The organism is Polymorphobacter sp. PAMC 29334 (assembly GCF_019431245.1).
In the GTDB taxonomy this organism is placed as follows: domain Bacteria; phylum Pseudomonadota; class Alphaproteobacteria; order Sphingomonadales; family Sphingomonadaceae; genus Polymorphobacter_B; species Polymorphobacter_B megasporae.
The window spans coordinates 2329350-2348809 of record NZ_CP080243.1 but is presented as its reverse complement, the minus strand read 5'-3'; the positions used below and the strand labels follow the sequence as shown (position 1 = coordinate 2348809).

At 63.6% G+C, this 19460-nt stretch carries 17 protein-coding genes and 2 tRNA genes; 8 read left to right on the top strand and 11 right to left on the bottom strand.

Annotated elements, in window-relative coordinates; genetic code table 11:
• Window positions 1-12 precede the first annotated feature (12 nt).
• Entirely contained in the window at window positions 13-780 is a 768-nt protein-coding gene (locus tag KZX46_RS14870) for a TIGR00266 family protein (RefSeq protein WP_219774639.1), read from the top strand.
• A gap of 443 nt (window positions 781-1223) precedes the next feature.
• Here the strand turns inward: KZX46_RS14870 and KZX46_RS14865 are convergent, their stop codons facing one another.
• Complete coding sequence (locus tag KZX46_RS14865) at window positions 1224-2267, bottom strand: NAD(P)-dependent oxidoreductase (RefSeq protein WP_219774638.1); 1044 nt, start codon at window positions 2265-2267, stop codon at window positions 1224-1226.
• A gap of 142 nt (window positions 2268-2409) precedes the next feature.
• On the opposite strand from KZX46_RS14865, the gene KZX46_RS14860 reads away from it, so the two are divergent.
• Window positions 2410-3033 (top strand): TetR/AcrR family transcriptional regulator, encoded by a 624-nt coding sequence (locus tag KZX46_RS14860; protein ID WP_219774637.1) that lies wholly within the window; start codon window positions 2410-2412, stop codon window positions 3031-3033.
• Window positions 3034-3183: 150 nt separating this feature from the next.
• Window positions 3184-4005, top strand: a complete 822-nt coding sequence (locus KZX46_RS14855) for a PEPxxWA-CTERM sorting domain-containing protein (protein ID WP_219774636.1) — start codon at window positions 3184-3186, stop codon at window positions 4003-4005.
• A 46-nt stretch (window positions 4006-4051) separates the two neighbouring features.
• On the opposite strand, the gene KZX46_RS14850 is transcribed toward KZX46_RS14855, so the two are convergent.
• The 6 genes from KZX46_RS14850 to KZX46_RS14825 form a co-directional block, all read right to left on the bottom strand.
• A complete protein-coding gene (locus KZX46_RS14850) occupies window positions 4052-5389 on the bottom strand; it encodes a family 1 glycosylhydrolase (protein WP_219774635.1) in 1338 nt (445 codons plus the stop codon).
• Complete coding sequence (locus KZX46_RS14845) at window positions 5386-6942, bottom strand: GMC family oxidoreductase (protein WP_219774634.1); 1557 nt, start codon at window positions 6940-6942, stop codon at window positions 5386-5388. Before KZX46_RS14845 ends, KZX46_RS14850 begins: the two co-directional genes overlap by 4 nt.
• On the bottom strand, window positions 6935-7486 hold the full coding sequence (locus KZX46_RS14840; RefSeq protein WP_219774633.1) for a gluconate 2-dehydrogenase subunit 3 family protein: 552 nt from the start codon (window positions 7484-7486) through the stop codon (window positions 6935-6937). The genes KZX46_RS14845 and KZX46_RS14840 overlap by 8 nt, the downstream gene beginning before the upstream one ends.
• The gene (locus tag KZX46_RS14835; RefSeq protein WP_226895980.1) at window positions 7483-8367 is read right to left on the bottom strand and encodes an SDR family oxidoreductase; all 885 of its coding nucleotides are present in this window, start codon (window positions 8365-8367) and stop codon (window positions 7483-7485) included. Before KZX46_RS14835 ends, KZX46_RS14840 begins: the two co-directional genes overlap by 4 nt.
• 119 nt (window positions 8368-8486) lie before the next feature.
• Window positions 8487-9128 (bottom strand): response regulator transcription factor, encoded by a 642-nt coding sequence (locus tag KZX46_RS14830; RefSeq protein WP_226895979.1) that lies wholly within the window; start codon window positions 9126-9128, stop codon window positions 8487-8489.
• Between the two features lie 354 nt (window positions 9129-9482).
• Window positions 9483-10253, bottom strand: a complete 771-nt coding sequence (locus tag KZX46_RS14825) for a PEP-CTERM sorting domain-containing protein (protein ID WP_219774631.1) — start codon at window positions 10251-10253, stop codon at window positions 9483-9485.
• 536 nt (window positions 10254-10789) lie between these two features.
• Between KZX46_RS14825 and KZX46_RS14820 the strand changes: the two genes are divergently transcribed.
• From KZX46_RS14820 to KZX46_RS14805, 4 genes are all read left to right on the top strand, one after another.
• A tRNA-Pro gene (locus tag KZX46_RS14820) sits at window positions 10790-10866 on the top strand.
• Window positions 10867-11182: 316 nt separating this feature from the next.
• The gene (locus KZX46_RS14815) at window positions 11183-11665 is read left to right on the top strand and encodes a MucR family transcriptional regulator (protein WP_216707573.1); all 483 of its coding nucleotides are present in this window, start codon (window positions 11183-11185) and stop codon (window positions 11663-11665) included.
• A 3-nt stretch (window positions 11666-11668) separates the two neighbouring features.
• A complete protein-coding gene (locus tag KZX46_RS14810; protein ID WP_226895978.1) occupies window positions 11669-12085 on the top strand; it encodes a DoxX family protein in 417 nt (138 codons plus the stop codon).
• A gap of 284 nt (window positions 12086-12369) precedes the next feature.
• A complete protein-coding gene (locus KZX46_RS14805) occupies window positions 12370-12966 on the top strand; it encodes an MOSC domain-containing protein (RefSeq protein WP_219774630.1) in 597 nt (198 codons plus the stop codon).
• Here the strand turns inward: KZX46_RS14805 and KZX46_RS14800 are convergent.
• From KZX46_RS14800 to trxB, 3 genes are all read right to left on the bottom strand, one after another.
• Complete coding sequence (locus tag KZX46_RS14800) at window positions 12935-14020, bottom strand: lysylphosphatidylglycerol synthase domain-containing protein (protein ID WP_219774629.1); 1086 nt, start codon at window positions 14018-14020, stop codon at window positions 12935-12937. The genes KZX46_RS14805 and KZX46_RS14800 overlap by 32 nt on opposite strands.
• A tRNA-Ile gene (locus KZX46_RS14795) sits at window positions 13990-14061 on the bottom strand. Before KZX46_RS14795 ends, KZX46_RS14800 begins: the two co-directional genes overlap by 31 nt.
• A gap of 95 nt (window positions 14062-14156) precedes the next feature.
• Window positions 14157-15128, bottom strand: coding sequence for a thioredoxin-disulfide reductase (gene trxB / locus KZX46_RS14790; RefSeq protein ID WP_219774628.1), 972 nt, complete (start codon window positions 15126-15128; stop codon window positions 14157-14159).
• A 111-nt stretch (window positions 15129-15239) separates the two neighbouring features.
• Between trxB and KZX46_RS14785 the strand changes: the two genes are divergently transcribed.
• Entirely contained in the window at window positions 15240-15719 is a 480-nt protein-coding gene (locus KZX46_RS14785) for an Lrp/AsnC family transcriptional regulator (protein WP_216707569.1), read from the top strand.
• A gap of 316 nt (window positions 15720-16035) precedes the next feature.
• Here the strand turns inward: KZX46_RS14785 and KZX46_RS14780 are convergent, their stop codons facing one another.
• Window positions 16036-19371, bottom strand: coding sequence for a carboxypeptidase-like regulatory domain-containing protein (locus KZX46_RS14780; RefSeq protein ID WP_219774627.1), 3336 nt, complete (start codon window positions 19369-19371; stop codon window positions 16036-16038).
• Window positions 19372-19460 lie beyond the last annotated feature (89 nt).

Below are 19460 nucleotides of genomic sequence, written 5' to 3'. Positions count from 1 at the left end.
AGGAGAACGGCGATGCGTTACGAGATCAGCGGCACGACGATGCAGACCGTGTCGATCGACCTCAACCCCGGCGAGCATCTCTACAGCCAGACCGCGACGATGGCGTGGATGTCGGATGGCATCCGCATGGACACCCACACCGGCGGCGGCCTGTTCGCGGGCTTAAGGCGGGCGGTCAGCGGCGGCGGGCTGTTCATCACCGAATTCATCGCCGAGACCAGCGGCCATGTCGCCTTCGCCCCGCGCTTCCCCGGGCAGATCGTCCCCGTCAAGCTCGGCCTCGGCCAGTCGCTGATCTGCCGCAAGGAGACGTTCCTGTGCGCCGAGATGTCGGTGACGCTCGACATCGCCTTCCAGCAGCGCCTCGGCGCGGGCTTCTTCGCCGGCGAGGGCTTCGTCATGCAGCGCGTCACCGGCCCCGGCACGGTGTTCATCGACCTGTCGGGCGAGGTCGTCGAGAAGACCCTCCTCCCCGGCGAACGCCTCCACGTCCACGCCGGGCATATCGGGATGCAGGAGCCGACGATCGACATCGACATCAAGATGATGCGCGGCTTCCGCAACATCCTGTTCGGCGGCGAGGGCCTGTTCCTCGCGACGCTGACCGGCCCCGGCAAGATCTGGCTCCAGTCGATGCCGATCATCAACCTCGCCGAGGAGATCGCCCGCTATTTGCCGTCGGGCGAAGGCGGCGGGCGGAGCAGCGGCAGCGGCGCGGGCGGCATGCTCGGCGCGGGCGCGGTCGGCGGATTGTTGGGAAGCATCCTCGGCGGCGACTGAGCGTTAAGTTGACAGAGTGACGGTTTAAGCGTGCTAGACGCTGCCCGCTGGCCGTATCTGACGCTTGCCGACCACCGGCTCTTTTGGCAGCGGCCGAGCGTCGAAGCGGCGGCGGTCCGGGACACTCGACGTCCTAAGTTCAAAATAAGTTCACACAAACGTCGGTGGTTTGACGCGCTACTTTCCCGTCTAAAGCGAACTCGAGCCAGCAATGAGAAAGAGCACGCCGCGCCGCCCGGTGGCGACCGCTGAGACTAGGCGCGTTCGCAGGGTGTAGGACAGGGATATCCATTGATGGACAGAGGTTATTGATGGGCGTCAACATGCTGCTGGCGAACGAAGCCGACCTCGCCGGGATCGAGCTTCGCTTTCCCGACGGGCGCGCGTGGGACGGGGCCGGCGAGTTCACTTATGTCCGGGAGGCGCGGACCCTCGGCCAGGCATCATGCGGCACGCAGGAGAACCGGCAGGGCGGCTGCACGCCCGGACATCTCGTCGATCCCCTGTTTCCAGCTTACCCGGGGCACGTAGCCGAGGTCACGCCGGGCCTTGTCGATGCGCACGGTAAACGGCTGGCCGATGAGCCGCAGCATCTGGCGCGTAATGGGGGGCTCGCCCTTGAGGCGGAAGATCCGCCAGACCGCACCCATGATCCCCGCCGTCGTCCAGGCGGTTCCAAACCCGATCGACTTGGTGCCGCCATCGACCCCGCGCGTGGCGAGCAAGCCGCCGATCACGCTTTTCAGCGTCCCGTCCTCAGCATCGGCGACGAAATAGGTTTCGCCGCCCTTGCCGCGATCGGCGGCGAGGATGAGCGCATCGACGAGATTGTCGACGTGGAGCGCAGACATCGCCTGATCGCCACCACTCGGCCATTGCCAACGACCGGCGCGGACGGTCTCGACCATGTGATCGAGCGTCGGCATACCTTTGCCCCAGATCATCGGCGGCCGGATCGCGATGGTCTCGAACCCGGGACGCTTGCCGTTCGCCGCAAGCAGGAAGGCTTCACCTGCCGCCTTGGACGACCCGTACGGCGTGAACGATCGGTTCTGGCGCGGTGCACTTTCGACGACCCCGATCATCGGCTCGGGATCACCCATGACGACGGCGGCGGCGCTGACCGCCACGACCCGGCGGACCGACGATGCCCCCGCAGCCGCATCGACAAGCGCGCGCATGCCCGCGACATTCACCTTGTCGAACAGCGCGCGCGGGCCCCACAGCTTGAAGTGCGCAGCGACGTGAAAAACGACTTCGGTACCCTGCATTGCCCGCTCAAGGGCTGCGCGATCGTCGAGCTCGCCTGTCATTGCCGTTGCGCCGAGCTTCTCGACCGCTGCCGTTGCATCGCGGCTGCGGGCTAGAGCGCGCACATCCCAACCTTTGTCGAGCAGCGCGCCGATGAGGTGCCCCCCGACAAACCCGGAACCTCCCGTAACAAAGGCGATGCGGCGGGCAGCGGCTTGCTTGAGAATGTCGGTCATGTTGGCCTCGCTTGGTTGCAAAACCCAACATAAAGCCGTTCTCTCAAATTACAACGAACATATTCCGTATTATGTTTTCCCTCGCTTTTTGTAAGGTAACTGCTAGGCCGTCCTGATGGAAAACCCAGATCGTGACGAAGCCGTGTCAGCCACCGCGATCATCGATGCAGCCCGCTTGCAGGTGCGCCGCTTCGGCGAAGCCAAGACAAATGTGGTCGATATCGCGCGCGCCCTCGGCACGTCCCACACCACGATTTACCGGCATTTCCGCTCGAAGGCCGACGTGTTCGATGCGCTCGTCATAACCGTGATGCGCGACGAGGAGGAACTGGCGGCCGCCCATCTCGATGCCGAGGGGAGTGCCACGGAACGCCTCATGGCGATGATATTGGACTTGTACCGGCGCAAGCTCGAGCGCTTCGCCGGCGACCGCGAGATCCACGATCTCTACCGGCGCATCGTCGTCGAACGCCCCGATATCATCGCCGGCTATGCCGAGCGAATGACGGCGCTGATCGGCAAGCTCATCGCGCAGGGCATCGAACGCGGCGAATGGAAGGTCGACGACGTGGCGACCGCCGCAGGTGTGGTGCGCGACGCGGTGACGACATACGTCAACCCCGCGTTCGTTGCCCTGCTCGTCAACGCGGGCGCTCCCGTCGAAGACATGGTGCGCGCGACGATCAATACCCTCGCCCGGGCGTTCGAAGCTGGCATGGTCTATGCGCCCGCGTTTGCCGCTAATGCGGTCGCGGAACGCGCCTGAACACGTAGTCGTCGACGGCGTCGACCCTCCGCCTGAATCCTTCCAAACCGCACATTATGGTTGATGAAGTCATAAAACTGGCATCGAGCTGAGGCAGAGGAAGCTGGTTGCGGGCATCCAGGCCCCTCCGGCGAACAAGGGATCTTATAAATGGCTGCTTTCAAAAACGCGCGCGGCGCGGCGATTTCGCTCGCGCTTTTGACATCCCCGGTCGCGGCGAATGCTGCGCTCTATCCGGTGACAGTTACCCCGATCGCCCTCGGCTCAGCCGTCTATAGCCAGGATTTCGATACGCTGGCGAAGTCCGGCACGAGCGCGCTCCTTCCCGCTGGTTTCCAGGCGTTCGAGGGCAGCGGCACGCAGGCCAACAGCACCTATGTCGCCGGCAACGGGTCGGACAATGGCGGCGGCATCTATAGCTTCGGCGCGGCCGGCAGCAGCGATCGCGCACTCGGTTCGATCCGCAGCGGCAATCTCGGCCAGGCGTTCTACGGCGCGTTCTTCACCAACACGCAGGCAACCGCGGTCGAAAGCCTCGCGATCGGCTACACTGGCGAGCAATGGCGTAACGGCGCATCGAGCAGCGACTCGCTCACGTTCGAATATTCGCTCAACGCGACCGCGATCAACAACGGCAGCTGGACCAATGTCGCCGGCCTGACCTTCACCTCGCTCGTCAGCTCGCCGGTCGGCGCACTCAACGGCAATTCCGCTGCAGATCGCAAGAACCTGACCGCGGTCTTGTCGGGCCTGTCGATCGCCAGCGGCTCGACCTTCGCGTTCCGCTGGGTCGACCAGCCGGTGTCGAGCGGCGCGCAGGACGGCCTCGCGGTCGATGACTTCTCGGTCAAGTCGACTGTGGCGACGATCGCTGCGGTGCCCGAGCCGGCAAGCTGGGCGATGATGGTCGGCGGTTTCGGCCTGCTCGGCTCGGCGATGCGCCGCCGCCAGCGTTCGGTCGTCGCCGCGTAAACAAGGTGCGGGAGGCGCAGCCGCTCGGGCTGCGCCTCCCGCTCTCCTAGACCTCGACCTTCAGCCGCGCCGGGATCCGTGTCAGCTCGAACATCTCGCCGTGCGGGATGATCGTGATCTGGCCAAACTCCTTGAGCAGGTCGCGGTACGACGTGCCGACCGCGCGCTCCTTGCGGTCCATGTCGAACAGCCCGCATTCGTTGACCGTCCCGCGCTTCTCCGCGAGGCCGATGTCCCAGTCGACCTGGTCGATCAGGCTGTACCAGGTGAAGCCGAGGACGGGGACGCCGTCGGCGCGCATGCGGAGGACGTTGATCCACTGCTTCCACAGCCATGTCGGGGCCTCGTCGGCCTCGAAGACGTTGGTTTCGGTGTACATCACCGGCTTCTTGTAGCGCGCATAATAGTCGCTGGTGATCTGGTACCAGCCGAGGACATCCTGCGCCGGGCAGAGTTCGCCGCCGGGCAGGATGATCCGCTCGTTGCGCCCGTAATAGTCGTTGCCCATGATCTGGTAGCCGGGGGGCTCGCCCGCCATGAACCAGTTATATTCTTCGCGGGTCATGCCGCCGTCGTAGAGATACTGGCAGATTTCGCCATCGGGATGGTGCGCGTACAACAGGTCGAGCGAGATCAGGCGCTGCTTGTTGACGAGCGCAATCTCACGCGACGGGGTCGCCCGCGCCTCGTGGATATATTCGGCGCTCTCGGACTGGACGATGATGCAGTCGGGACGCCGCGCGGCGATCATCTGGTTGCCGAGGATCGATGCGGCGGCGAGGTGCTTGATCGCGGTGACGAAGGCGCGGTCGGACTTGAGCTGTTCGTTCCACACCCCATCCTTCGCCGACGAGCGCGCGGTGACGTAGATTTCGTTGACCGGGGTGTAATAACGCACCCACGGATAGCGCTCGGCGACCGCGTCGCAATACGCTGCGAAGTGAAGCGGGAAGTCGGGGTTCTGGAAGTCGCCGAGCCAGTCGGGCAGGCCGAAATGAAGCAGGTCGAGGATCGGGACGATCTCGAGCCGCTTGATCTCCGCCATCGCGAGATCGGCGAAGCTCCAGTCGTATTTGCCGGGGCCGAGGAAGATGCGGTGGATCGGCAGGCCGTAGCGGAGTGCGCGCAGCCCCATGTCGCGGACGAGGTGGAGGTCCTCCTGCCAGCGGTCGTAATGTCCGCATTCCTCGAGCAGGTCGCGGCGGATGCGGCCATTGTCGATCGTCGGGTTCGAGCATTCGATGCCGGTGGCGAACATGAAGTTGCCGTCGCTCCCGGTCGGCAGCCCGCTACCGTCGTGACCGCGCGCGCCGCCGTATTCGTCGCCGGCGTAAAGCCCGTCGCCGTGCTTCGCCTTGATCAGGTCGAGGAAGCTTTGGGTCATGCCTGGCTCCTGCGGGCGAGGAAGCGATCCGCGATCCGGAGCGATACCGCCATGATCGTCAGCGCGGGATTGACCCCGAGCGCGCTCGGAAAGACCGAATTATCGGCGATGTGGAGTCCGGGCACGTCGTGGCTCGCCCCATCGGGATCGACCACCGACGTCGCGAGGTCGGTCCCCATCCGGCAGGTGCCGATGATGTGGGCGTTGCGCTGGAACGCCCAGATATCGCGCGCGCCGGCGGCTTCCCAAATGCGCCGCATCAGCGCTTCGGCGTGCGCGGTCATCGCGATCTCGTTCGGCCCCTGAGTGAAGTGGATGCGCGGCTTGGGCAGCCCGCGTCCATCGAGTTCGTCCGACAGCTCGACGAAGTTACGCGGGCTCGGCAAGCAATCGCCGAGAATGTTGATCCCCGCGACATGGTTGTACCGCGCCATATGCTCGGCGAGCGCGGTCCCCCACAACCCGCGACCGCGTGCAACCTGGCTCGCGTACGTCACCGGCATCACCCCGATCGACTGAAGCAGATAGCCGCCGACGAAATCCGCGTCGGCAGGGCGGTGGGTATCCTCGGAAATCAGCGACCCGGGGATGCCCTTGTACGGGCGCACCGTCTCGTCGAACGTCCCCCAGACCTGAACGCCGGTGTGCGCCATGAAGTTGCGTCCGACCTGCCCGCTGGCGTTGCCGAGATTGTTCATCAGCAACAGCCGCGGCGACTCGATCGCCCCGGCGCAGAGGAACAGGTTCGTGGTCGGCTGGCGGTGCTCGACGCCGTCCTTGATGTAGACGACGCCTGAAATGCGTCCGGTGCGATCGGTCTCGATCGTCGTGGCGAACGCGCCGGTGCGGATCTCGGCACCGGCGGCGACCGCGAGCGGGAGATACGTCACGTCCATGCTTGCTTTGGCCCCGGTCGAGCACCCCGCCTGGCAGAAGCCGCGATTGGTGCACGCGGGGCGCATGCCGTAGCCCGGCTGGTGCCACGCCTGTGACACCGCTGCGTTCGGCGCGGGTGACGTGCGGATGTTGAGCGCTTCGCAGCCGCGTTGCATCAATTGCGCTGCCCCATTGAGCGCGAGCGGGCCGAGCGGATAGTGGCGCGGCGGTCCCCACGGATAGATCGACGGCCCCGACACACCGATGAACGCCTCGACCTCGTCGTAATACGGCGCGAGATCGTCATAGCCGATCGGCCAGTCGACCCCTGCCCCCTGCGTCGAATTCAGCCTGAAATCGTCGGGATGCGCGCGCGGAACGTAGGCGGTGTAATGGAGGGTTGAGCCGCCGACCCCAATGCCCGAATTATTGCGCCCGAAGGCAATCGGGTCGTTGCCTGCCGACAGCCGTTCGTCGTTCCAGAACAATGGTGCCTGTGCCGCTTCGTCGGTGGCAAAGTCGGACTGCGGCGACCATGCCCGCCCGGCTTCGAGGATGACGACCTTGAGCCCTGCGCCGGCCAGTCGCGCCGCGAGCGGAGCCCCGCCCGCGCCCGAGCCGATGATAACCGCGTCAACATCGTCGTTGGCGCCGGTGCGCTGGGCAGGATTATTCATCGACCGGCTCCTGCGCATCGCGCTCGTCGAGGCCGATCGCGGCCCACCCCGGCAGGTCGGCGAAACCGGCATAGCCGATCGCATCCTGCACCGCCGGATGGGCGTACGCAGTCTCGGTCGCCTCGGCGAGCAGCTCCTCGAACCACCGTCGCGACGACTTCTGGACGCTCACGAGGACCGCATCCTGCACGTCAAGCGCGAGTGCGACGTACGGCGCACCGCCAAGCAGCTTGGCCGTCGCTTCGATCGTGCGCAGCCCTTGCCGATATGCCGCGTCGTCGGACGGGAGCACATCGTAGCGCCACCCGTCGCCAGTTCCATCCGCGAGCCGCGCATCTATCGCACCCGCGATATCGACCTGCGGCACGTCGACGATCAGCCGCGCACATACAGCGCGCAGCAGGTCGAACTCGGCCGAGTCGAAGAAGCGCGGTCCCGTCGGTTCGCTGGCCATGCGCTTTTGCAAGGCCGCGCGCGTCGGTTCAGCGACATGGTCGCTGGCGATGAGATTGCCGACCGATCCGGCCGGATAAAGCCATGTCACGCCGCGGCAAGCCTTCCGCCGGTGACTTCGACAAGCGCGCCGGTCATGAAGCTGCCGTCCGACGACGCGAGCAGGACATACGCCGGCGCCAACTCCTCGGGCTGGCCGGGACGCTTGAGGATGACCTCGTGGCCAAAATTCTCGACCTCGTTCGCCGGCATCGTCCCCGGGATATTCGGCGTCCACACCGGACCCGGAACGACGCAGTTCACCCGGATGCCACGGTCGCCGAGGCTGAGCGCGAGGCTCTTGGTGAACGAGTGAATCGCGCCCTTCGTGCAGGTATAATCGAGCAGCAGCGCAAGGCCGGTCATACCGACGATGCTGCCGGTGTTTACGATCGCGTCGCCCTTTTTCAGGTGCGGCACCGCGGCCTGCGCCATGAAGAAATAGCCGTAGATGTTCGTTTCGAACGTCCGCTTCCAATTTTCCTCGGTGATGTCCTCGAACTTCTCGGCGGCATGCTGGAAGGCGGCGTCGTTCACCAGGATGTTGAGCTTGCCGAAACGCTCAACCGTCGCCGCGACCGCGGCCTTGCATTCGGCCGACGAGCGGACGTCGTGCTTGAGGACGAGGCATTCGCCCCCCTTCCCCTCGACGAGCCGCTTGGTTTCCGCCGCATCGTCGTCGTTGACGTTATAGACGATCGCGACCTGCGCGCCCTCCATCGCAAATGCCATCGCGACCGCGCGCCCGATCCCCGAATCGCCGCCGGTGATGATCGCAACCTTGCCGGTGAGCTTGCCTGCCGCGCGGTAGTTCGACAGGTCGCTATCGGGCGCGGGATCGACGTCGGACTGCTTCGCCGGATACGGCAATTGCTGGCCGTGAAAGTCGCTCGCCATCGGGCGCGCTTCTTCGGTGATTTCTTCGTGGGTCATGGGAGGCTTTCGTTTCGAACGATCGCCGCGACAACGCAGTCCTGCGGTTTCCGTTCATTCCCACGCGCGCGACCATCTCGCCGCAGCCCTAAAGGTTAGGCTATGCCCGCGCTGCCAAGCTATGCTGCATGCCGGGCGTTCGTCCCCGACGCGGCGTCGAAGGCAATGAACAACGCCTCGGCGAGGGTGCGCACGCCAAGCCGCTCCATCATGCTCGACCGATGCATCTCGACCGTGCGGATGCTGATCCCGAAATCGAATGCCAGCAGCTTGTTCGATCGGCCGACAGAGAGGCCGCGCAACACTTCGTTCTCGCGCGCAGTCAACGCCGCGAGCCGCTCGCTGGCGACGGCGCGGCGATCGACATCCCGAACCCTGTCGTCGAGTTCGCGAAGGGCACCACTCACACTTGTCGCCAACGCATTCTCATCGACTGGCTTCTCGATGACGTCGACCGCCCCTGCCCGCATCGCCTGCACGGCGGCTACGACATCACCGGCGCTCGTCATGGCAATCACCGGGAGCGTCGGGCGCGAAGCCGACAATGACGAGATCAGGTCGAAGCAATCTGCTGTATCGACCATGTCGAGGATGATGCACCCCGTCGCGAATTCGGTGAGCCCTGCGATCAACTGCTCGCCAGCGCTGCATAGCCGCACTGCAAACCCCTGCGAGACAAGAGAATGAAATAAACGCGTGCGCAACGCGCTGCTGCTATCTACAACGTAGACATGCCGGACATTGTTCCACAATCTATTCATGACAGACACCGATTTAATCAGCCGTTGTTAGTTATCGTATATTAGCGAATTCGATGACTAACTGGTGAATAATCATGGTTCATAAAATGTTATCGACGATTCTCACTTGTTTATTGTACGATTTGTATCTTTCGATGGCATAAGACCCTAGGCGTAAGATCTTGACGCAATTGCTGTTTTGAAACGCGGCATCGCGTCCGATCATGCGGCGCAATTGTGCGCTGCCGAAAACAGGCCATTTGCTAAAGCGGCCGCCCGAAGGCAGCCGCTCGTCGCAGTTGGGTCGGCGCACCGACCGATGAACGTCGTCGTTAAGGTCGGCCCCGCCCGTTGCCGGATCGAGACCATCGCCTTCTAGCAAGCAAAGACTTTGTTATGGCGCCGCCGAAGACGCACTCCCACGAGACCGAAACCCGCGACCAGTAAGCCCCAGACCTGCGGCTCGGGGACCGCTGCGACCTCGGTCGAGAACGCTCCGGTCGAAACAGCGCGGAAGCTGTTGATCGAGTTGTCCGAGTTCAGGCGCGACAGGAACGGCGTGATCGCGGTGAGCGCGAGCGCGAAATCCTTGTCGAGCAGCGGGTCGAAGGTGCGGAAGTCGGAGCTATACTGCACCGCGCTTACCGGCGGCGTCGACGCTGTGACCGAGCCCGAGCTACCGCGCGCCGTGCCGAAGATCTGGCCGCCGGTGAAGCTGCCCGACAGCAAGTTGGCACCCGTCGTATACGTCTTCGACCCGACGTGGAGCGTTGTCGCACCGGTGTAGGTAAAGCCGAAGAAACCGCTGTCGAGGGTCTGGATGACCAGACCGCCGAGGCTCAGCGCGGGATTATCGGTAGCGATTCCGCTGAACACGAATGAGCCATCGAGGATGCCGAGCGAGGCCAGGGGGCCACCGATGAAGCTGAATTTGACCGCCGTCGAGCCGAGCGAAGACGATTTCGGGGTCGCGACGGTATAGATCAGGCCGTTGCCGACGCCAGTCTTCTGATACCGCATGTTCGAGCCGGCGGCAGTCGGAAGATACGATGCGAAGATTTCGGTAACCGCGGCGGCTGGCGTGGCGAGCGCGAGGCTTCCCGCTGCGGCTAAGGAGATCATGGTGATTTTTGACAGGACGCTCATCTGGTACTCCTTGGGTTAACCGACAACTCGACGAAGCCATTCTGGCCAGCTCGCCACCCGAACTCTGGTATGTACGGTGTCGCACAAACCGTGCCAAATGCTCGTCGCCAGGTAAGTGTCTGATAACGTACAGTTTGCAAAACACGGCAGATTAGCGATTGTAAAAAAGCCCGACGCTTTGTCGTTGATCATTCGATAGACGCACGATCGAACAACTCATGCAATTTGAAACGATTTCCCGGAATGAATTCGGGGCGTCAGGGAACCTAAAATTACGGGTTAATCTATTGTTTACCGAATTTCCACTGCTGCGGATCGCGCCATTGAAAACGTGATTAAGGATTGTTGACGTTAATAGTCATGGAGGGTTTAGTTTCAGCAATCTGTTAGGTCAGTTCGTTACGCTGACAGACGCGAATACTACAGCGCTGGCCTTGGCGATTCTCCGACAGTCTGGGCCAGGGGTCGATCAGAAACGCGTACGACAAGAGGGCGATCATTTGCGCGGTTGTCGGGTGACGTGTAGACGACCCCGACGGGGCGTAGCTCAGCCTGGTAGAGCACTCGGTTTGGGACCGAGAGGCCGGAGGTTCGAACCCTCTCGCCCCGACCATCGACACTTTCGACCACGGCGCGGACAGTCCTTATGCGATGGATGTCTTTCGGCCGCCCGGACAACTGTGTATCGTTCGTATGTAGCCAAGATAGATACCTACGTCGTTATCCTTGGCGAATGATAAACTGAACGGCGCCTGCCGTCGGATCGAACGGCTTATCGCTCCGCTATTTTATTCATCACGTTTTCAGCTAGCTCGCGTTACGAATTAAAGTGGACACAGGATAGAAGTCTGAATATGCGACAAAAACGCTGATGCTGAACTCATCCGCTTTGTCTTCGTGCCGCACGAACTTTAATATGAGGAATTGAGATGGACAGCACCGTGGGTAATACCGAACTGCTTTCGCTAACGGCGGATATCGTCAGTTCGCATGTGTCCAACAACTCGGTCGCGGTCTCCGACCTCCCGGGTTTGATCAGCAATGTTTACGCTTCGCTTGCCGGGCTTGGCACCGCCGCGGTCCCCGAGAAGGCCAAGCAGGAGCCTGCAGTCTCGGTGCGGTCGTCGATCAAGCCCGATTATATCGTCTGCCTCGAAGACGGTAAGAAACTGAAAATGCTAAAGCGTCACTTGATGACCAGCTACGGCATGACCCCCGACGCGTATCGTGCCAAGTGGTCGCTGCCAGCCGATTACCCGATGGTCGCGCCGAATTACGCCGAGCGCCGCCGCAACCTCGCCATCCGCATCGGACTCGGCAACAAGCGCACCGCCGTCGAAGCCCCCGCCCCCGCGCCCGAGCCGAAGACACGCGGTCGTCGCAAGCTCGCGGTTGCTGCGCCCAAAGACTAACGCGTGACCGGCACGCGGCGGGAGACTGTCCGGCGGATTCTGCGCTTCCTGCTGGCGGCGATTTATTTCGTCGCCGGAGTCGTGCATCTGCGGTCGCCGGCCCCGTTTCTTGCGATCACCCCTGAATGGGTGCCGTACCCCCAAACCGTCATCGCCTTCACCGGGCTATGCGAGATCGCCGGGGCGATCGGGTTGTTGACGACGCGATTCCGCTGGTGGGCGGGCGTCATGCTTGCTGTTTATGCTGTCTGCGTATTCCCGGCGAATATCCGGCACGCGATCGACAATATCGCGGTCGGCGGCAAGACACTCGGATTGTGGTATCACGTGCCGCGGCTGTTGTTCCAGCCGGTCATCGTGTGGTGGGCTTTGTTCGCCGGTAACGTGATCGACTGGCCGTGGCGCCGGCGGCGGGTTTAAGACGACCCGCGATATTGCGCGAAGACGTTGCAAAAAGGGCCGCCCGGATTGCTCCGGACGGCCCACATTGTCGGTCGAAGACCGGAGGGTTCAGCGCGGCGTCACTCCAGTGACACAGGCCGTCAAAAATCCGGTCCGCAGCGCGAGACAATGAGACACTGGATCACCTCCTTTCGTTATCGTGGTCGGGACCTTGATGATCGGATGCGCCGCGAATGATTGCAAGCCCCGGCCGTGTAGTTTCGCTGCAAATTGGGCGAATTGCGCCACTTGGCCCAAATCGAGTGCCGAGCGGCTTCATCAAACGACCTGTGCCGGGGCCGGTCGCGGTCACCCGCAACGGCATCGAGGGTGATGAGCAGGGCGACCTCCGTGTCCACGGCGGGCGTGACAAGGCGGTCTACGGCTACGCGGCCGAGGCGTATGACTATTGGCACACGGCGCAGCCCCAGCATGCCGAACGCCTCGGCCCGGGTGCGATGGGCGAGAATTTGACCATCGCCGGATTCGACGAGAAGACAGTCCACATCGGCGACAAGGTCCGCATCGGCACCGCACTGCTCGAGGTCACCGAACCGCGCCAGCCATGCTTCAAGCTAGCGCTTGCGTTCGACGATCCCCGCCTCGTCCGCACCTTCACCCGCGCGGGTCGCTGCGGATGGTATTACCGGACGCTCGAGCCCGGACTGATCGCCACAGGCGACACCTGCGAGTGCATTGATCGCCCCAACCCGGCGTGGACGGTGGCGCGGCTGTTCGAAGTCATCATGGCGCGCGCCTTTTCCCCCGACACCCTCGCCGAGATGGTCGCGATCGAGGGGCTCGCCGAAGGCTGGAAGCTCAAGGCGCTTAGCGGCCTGGCGCTTCTCCGCCGCGACTGAGCACGGCGTCGGTGTGACCAGCCGCTGCAGCGCGACGGCGGCCGAGCGCGACGAGTTCTGTGCGCGCCAGTAAGGCGAGACCGACGAAGAACGGGATCAGCGTGTACATCACGCGGAACATAAACAGCGCAGCGAGCACATCCTCCTTGGGCATGTGCGGCAGCATGACGACAACGACGGTCTCGAACACCCCGAGCCCGCCCGGCGCATGGCTCAGCGCCCCGGCGATCATCGCCAATGCATAGATCACGACGACCCCGCTGAACGGCGGCAGGCCGACGTTGGGCAGCAGGACGTACAACGCTCCGGCGGCCGCGACGAGATCGAGCCCGCCGACGACGAGCTGTGCCGCGGTCGACCGCCATCCGGGCAACCGCATCCGCAGGCCGAACAGCTTGAGTTCGCGGCGGTAGCACGCCGCGAACACGACATAGCCGGTCGCACTCGCCAGCAGCAGGATACCCGCCCAGCGATTGAGCCCCTTGGGAAGGACATCGACCGTCGCGGCGATTGCGGGATCCAGGGTCAGGCCGATCCCGGCGGCGAGGACCAGCCCAAGCCAGAAGGTCCAGCCGCACAAGGCGACGATCAGGATGACATCGAGTGGCGCGACACCGACCCGCGAATATAGCCGATAGCGAACCGATCCGCCGGTCAGCGCGGTCATGCCGAGCGTGTGGCTGATGGTGAAGCTGGTGAACGCAGCGGTCGCTACCGTCGACAGCGGCAGGCGGTAGCCGAGATGATCGAGCGCGAGCCAGTCATAGCCTGTCAGGATCAGATAGCTGATGATCGTCAGCACCGCCGCCAGTCCGAGCGTCGCGGGGCCGGTCGCCGCCATCGCCGCAAGGACCGCATCGAGGGTGATTTCGCGCGATAGTCGGCCGAGCGCGAATACCGCCAGCGCCGCGATCAGCAACCCCGCCGCCGGTGCGATCGCGTGGCGCCAGAGGAACCCGCGCCCGCCCGCCCGCTGCGTGTCGCACGCGTCGAAGTCGGCGATCAGCGCCGCGGCGGCACCGGTGGGCCCGGAGGGATTCGAACCCCCAACCAAGCCGTTATGAGCGGCCGGCTCTACCATTGAGCTACAGGCCCCGGCGCTCGGCGATTGCCGTAGCGTATCCACGGCCGTCCAAGCAAGATCGCCCATCTCACTTGTGTCATCGGCTGCTGCGTGTCCCAGCCATAGGTCAGGCGTTGACGACCACGCGCACCGGCTCGGCGGCGTGGTGGTGTGCGAGGTAGCGCTCGGCCTCAAGCGCCGCCATGCAGCCCATCCCCGCTGCCGTCACCGCCTGGCGATAGACCTTGTCCTTGACGTCACCTGCCGCGAACACACCCGGGACCGAGGTCGCGGTCGAGTCCGGGGCCGTGATCAGATACCCCTCGTCGTCCATGTCGAGCTTGCCGGCGAACAGCGCCGTCGCGGGAACATGGCCGATCGCGATGAACAGACCGTCGACCGCGAGCGACCGAACCATGCCGGTCGTCGTATCGAGCAGGTCGATGCCGGTGACGCCGAGCGGCACGTCGGTCCCCTCGACCGCGCCGACCTCGGCATTCCAGATCATCTCGATCTTGGGATTGGCGAACAGCCGCGACTGGTTGGTCTTGTCGGCGCGGAGGGTGTCGCGGCGGTGGATGAGGTAGACCTTGCTCGCGAAGTTGGTCAGGAACATCGCTTCCTCGACCGCGGTGTTGCCGCCGCCAACGACCGCAACGGTCTTGCCGCGAAAGAAAAAGCCATCGCACGTCGCGCATGCCGATACGCCAAAGCCGCGAAACCGGGTCTCCGATTCGAGTCCAAGCCAGCGCGCCTGCGCTCCGGTGGCGATGACGATCGTGTCGGCGACATAGCGCGTGCCCGAATCGCCCGTCGCGACATAGGGGTGCCGCGACAGGTCGACCGCGCTGATGATGTCGCTCTTGATCGTCGCGCCGACGTGCTTTGCCTGCTCCGCCATCCGCACCATCAGGTCGGGGCCAAGGACGCTCGTATCGCCCGGCCAGTTCTCCACATCGGTGGTGATCGTCAGCTGCCCGCCGGGCTGCAACCCCTCGACGAGGACCGGGTCGAGCGCGGCCCGCGCCGCATAAACCGCGGCGGTGTAACCTGCCGGGCCTGAGCCGATTACGAGCAGGCGGGTAACGATGTCAGGCAAGCGAAATCTCCTTACCGTGTATGTAGCCCGCCCACATCAATTCGCAACTAATTGCCCATTGCCGCAACATTCTAATAGTATTTGGCGGCGTATCGTTGCAGTGATTGCGGGATGCACCGCTCACGCCTTCAACTCGATATGATCGACCGGATCATTCTTAGTCACCTGCAGAGCGAAGGGCGGATCACCAATGTCGACCTTGCCGAACGCGCTGGGCTGACGGCGCCGCCATGTCTCAGGCGCGTCCGCGCGCTCGAGGAAGCCGGGGTGATCCGCGGCTACCATGCAGACCTCGATCCCGAATCGATGGGTTACGGCATTACCGTTTTTGCGATGGTCAGCCTCAAGAGCCAGGCCGAGGACGAGCTGCGCGCGTTCGAGGAGCATGTCGCGACGCTGCCGCAGGTCCGCGAATGCCACATGCTCAACGGCGAGATCGACTTCATCCTCAAGGTCGTCGCGCACGACCTGCAGGAGTTTCAGCGGTTTCTGACGCGTGAGCTGACCGCTGCGCCGAACGTCGACCATGTGCGGACGTCGCTGACGATCCGGACGTCGAAGGTGCTGCCGGGGGTTCCGGTGGACGCCTGAAGCGACCGACGCCGAAGACGAAAATCGCCTTTCGCGATTTTTGACTTCGGTGCGAGTCGCGCAAGGCCGGCCGGCGGGTCGGCGAACCTTCCTCGCCGAACCCGTCCGACGACGGCGCGGCTTTGCCGCAACGCGCCTGCCGGACGGAGAGCATTAAGCCAAGCAGCGAAAACAAGAACGACGGGCAACGCCCGCCGTTTTCGTCGGACGGGTTCGGCGGCTTTATGCCGCCGCCTCACCGGCCGGGCCTGCCGCGAGTCCGCGCACAGGACGAATTCGCAAGCGCAAATTCTTCCTGTGCGCGACCGCGTTCGGCCTAAAACTTAAACCGTGCGCCAACCCGGATCAGGTAAAGCGACACCGCCGTCGTCGTTACCTCCGCCGGGTTCTGAACAGCCAAGTAGCGATATTGCGTGCAGACCTGGTTCGACGCGGTGTTCGCCACAGCCGCAGTCCCGGTTGCCGTCGCCACCGCAAGGCACTGGACGTTAACCGCGGTTGCCGTCTGCGGGAAGGCGACCTGCGTTACGCCGCCCCAATTATGGTTGAGCAGGTTGGGCATGTTTTCGATGTCGCCGAACAAGGTGATCCGCGACTTGCCGACGAAGGTCGGAATCTCCTGCTCGACGTGGAGGTCGATGCGGGTGTTGGCGCGCGACCGGGCGATGTTCTTCGGCGCAACCTGACCGCGGAAGTTCTTGAGTGCGGTCGAGTTGATCAGGTTATCGAGCGCGGTTTGCGTCGCCGCCGTGTCGTAGCTGACGCGCGCGTCGGTCGTGCTCGTTGGGACGTAGAGCAGATAGTGGTTCGAGTTGCCGGTCGTCCCGAACACCGCCGAGCGGCCCGCTTGCAGATCGTTCATTGTATAGCTGTACGGACGACCCGCACGGGTTTCGCCGAACAGCTGAACGACGGTGCGATAGTCGCGGAAGAAGGCGTGGTCGTAGCCGACGTTATACTTGAACTGCCACTTGGTCTGGTCGCTGCTGATTCCGTAAGCGGCCTGGTTCGGATCGTTGACTGCCTGGTTGTTGTAGAGCGACCCGGCGACCGACGACGTCGCGTTCGAAACGTCCTTCACGTCCTGGTAGGTGTAGCTGCCCGACAGTGACAGACCCCAGTCGAATTCCTTGTCGAAGCGGACGACCGCGACGTGGCTGCGGCCGAGCGAGGTGTTGCCGATCTGGATATCGGTATTGGTGTCGGCGGTCTGGACGCCGGCTCCGGGTGTCGTGTGGAAGGTGTAGCGCGGGCGGCCATCGGGCAGGACGCCGTTCTGAACCGAGCGGAGGTCGGTGAAAGTCACCGACTCGATCGTCTTCGAGTAGAGATAATCGGCACCGAAGTTGATCCCGAAGAACTTATAGTCTGCCGACAGCGTAAAGCGCTTGTACGACGGCAGCTTGAAGCGCGGGCTCACCGAAGCGGTCGGCGCGGTCAGCAGCGATGCGGTGTTCGTCGTCAGAAAGCTGTTGATCGACGTCGGGATCGTCGTGCCGCTGACCCCGTTGAGCGCGGCGGTGCAGATCGCTGCCGTTGCGGGCGTGTTGTACGGCGCGGCGCAGCCGGTGGTGACGCCGCCGACCGAGGTCGTCCGGATGACCGAGGAGATGCGGTTCTGGAGCGCGCCGGTGTTCGCATAGGAGTTCGAGAAGTAGATGTCGGGGGTGCCGCCGGCAAAGATGCCGCCGCCGCCGCGGATGTCGAGGTTGCTGATGCCCTTATAGTCGAAGCTCAGGCGCGGCTGGATTGAGTAGAGGCCGCCGAAGCTCTTGCCGTTCGAGAAGCCATAGCGATTGACGAAGTTCTGGTTGACCTTAACCGCGCTATACGACTCGTCGAGGTCGACGCGCGCGCCATAGGTCACCCGCAATGTGTTGTTGATCGCCCAGTCGTCCTGCAACCCAAAGGTGTAGGTGCCATATTTGAACTTTGCGCTCGTGCTGCTCGGATCGAGGTTGAGCCCGTTCTGATAGTCGAACTGGCTCGCGTTCTTGTTCTGGAAGTCGGCGATCGAGTCGAAGTAGTACGCACCCGCGCTGTACTGGAGGAAGTCGTCGATATCGCGATTCTCGACGTATTCGATCAGCGCCTTGAACGCGTGATTACCCGCCTGATAGCGCATCAGGAACGAGCCGTCATACGTATCGCTGAACAGCGCGTTGGTCTGACGGCTGATGTCGGGACCGAAGTAGATCGCGGGCACGCCGGCGCCGCACGTTGTCGGCGTGTCGGCGGTGCCGCCGACCGCAAGGCCGCTCGTCGGCGCAGTGCAGACCTTGAACTGCGCGAAACCGCGGCCCAGCTCGGGGTCCTGTCCCTTTGTCGCCGACTTGTAGACGAACCGCGCTTCGGTCGAGAAGTTGTCGGTCCAGTCCGAGTTCAGCTGTACGATACCGGTACGGAGAAGTTCGGTCAGCTTATAGTCGTTCGACGCGAGGCTGATCGACGGGCCGCTGGTATTCGTCGCCGCGCTGGTATTGTTGCCCGTCACCGACGTGCCCGAGTTCACGAGGATGTCGGTCGCGTCGTACGCATTGATGTACGAGAACGACAGCTTCTGGCGGTCGGACAGGTTGGCATCGAGCTTGATGACGAATTTCTCGTCGATGTTTTTGGTGATCGGCAGGATTCCGCCGGTGTCGTAATTATACACGCTCTTGGCGATCGACTGGATGTTGGCGACCGTTGCGTCGGTAAGGTTGGGCACCTGCGAGGTGGAACCGGGCGACAACGGCCGCGGATCGGTGTTGCGCTCGTACGACCCCATGAAGAACAACTTGTCCTTGATGATCGGGCCCGACACGGTCGCGCCATAGGTCTCGCTCTTGTAATGGATATTCGGCACGATGATCGCGCCAATCTGGTGACCCTGAAGGCCGCTCGTGCTCTGCGAATAGAAGCCGTTGACGTGATATTCGTTGGTTCCCGACAGCAGCTGCGTGTCGATGACGCCGCCCTGGAAGTTGCTCTGGCGGATGTCGAACGGAGCGATCGAGACCGAGACCTGCGCGATCGCGTCGAACGGCACGGGGCCGCGCCGCGTCGGGCTGGCGTCGGAGTTGAGGCCGAAGTTGTCGCCGACCTGGGCGCCGTTGATCGTGAAGCGGTTGAAGCGCGGGTTAACGCCAGCGAACGATACCGCGCGGCTGTTGGTCAGGTCGATCGTCGCGAACGGCGAGCGGCGCTCGATGTCGCGGATGTCGCGGTTGACCGAGGCGACCTTGCTGATGTCGACCTGGCTAAGCGTCGTCTGCGGACCGTCCGAGGTGATGCCGGCCCGCTTGATCGCCGAGGCGCTGACGACGATGTCGCCGCCCGCTGCGCCACTGGCGACGTCGATCGGCAGGTCGAATGGCTGGCCGACCTGGGTAAAGATGTCGGTGACGGTCGAGTTGCCCGAGGTGCTGGCGACCTCGACCTTGTACGGACCGCCCGAACGCAGGCCGCTCGCGGTGAACGTTCCCGACGAGTCGGTCACAGCGCGCGACACGGTGCCCGACGGGACGTTGGTGATGGTAAGCTGGGCGTTGGCGACGGGCGTACCGGCGGCGGTGACTGTGCCGCGAATAACTGCAGTCGTCTCCTGCGCGCTTGCCGACGAGGCAATAACCATCGCAGCGAGCGAAGCGCCCGCAAAAAATCTACGCATTGTCCGCTCCCAGTAAAACCCCTGATTGACGGTCGATGAACCGCCGAATCGTCGAGCGTCTTCTGGCGCGGGTTTATGACGCTTCAGCG

Excerpts from the sequence above, each read along its gene's own strand:
- KZX46_RS14870 (WP_219774639.1), top strand. The coding sequence starts at position 13 with ATGCGTTACGAGATCAGCGGCACGACGATGCAGACCGTGTCGATCGAC.
- KZX46_RS14865 (WP_219774638.1), bottom strand. The coding sequence starts at position 2,267 with ATGACCGACATTCTCAAGCAAGCCGCTGCCCGCCGCATCGCCTTTGTT.
- KZX46_RS14855 (WP_219774636.1), top strand. The coding sequence starts at position 3,184 with ATGGCTGCTTTCAAAAACGCGCGCGGCGCGGCGATTTCGCTCGCGCTT.
- KZX46_RS14850 (WP_219774635.1), bottom strand. The coding sequence starts at position 5,389 with ATGACCCAAAGCTTCCTCGACCTGATCAAGGCGAAGCACGGCGACGGG.
- KZX46_RS14845 (WP_219774634.1), bottom strand. The coding sequence starts at position 6,942 with ATGAATAATCCTGCCCAGCGCACCGGCGCCAACGACGATGTTGACGCG.
- KZX46_RS14835 (WP_226895980.1), bottom strand. The coding sequence starts at position 8,367 with ATGACCCACGAAGAAATCACCGAAGAAGCGCGCCCGATGGCGAGCGAC.
- KZX46_RS14830 (WP_226895979.1), bottom strand. The coding sequence starts at position 9,128 with ATGAATAGATTGTGGAACAATGTCCGGCATGTCTACGTTGTAGATAGC.
- KZX46_RS14825 (WP_219774631.1), bottom strand. The coding sequence starts at position 10,253 with ATGAGCGTCCTGTCAAAAATCACCATGATCTCCTTAGCCGCAGCGGGA.
- KZX46_RS14815 (WP_216707573.1), top strand. The coding sequence starts at position 11,183 with ATGGACAGCACCGTGGGTAATACCGAACTGCTTTCGCTAACGGCGGAT.
- KZX46_RS14785 (WP_216707569.1), top strand. The coding sequence starts at position 15,240 with ATGCACCGCTCACGCCTTCAACTCGATATGATCGACCGGATCATTCTT.
- KZX46_RS14780 (WP_219774627.1), bottom strand. The coding sequence starts at position 19,371 with ATGCGTAGATTTTTTGCGGGCGCTTCGCTCGCTGCGATGGTTATTGCC.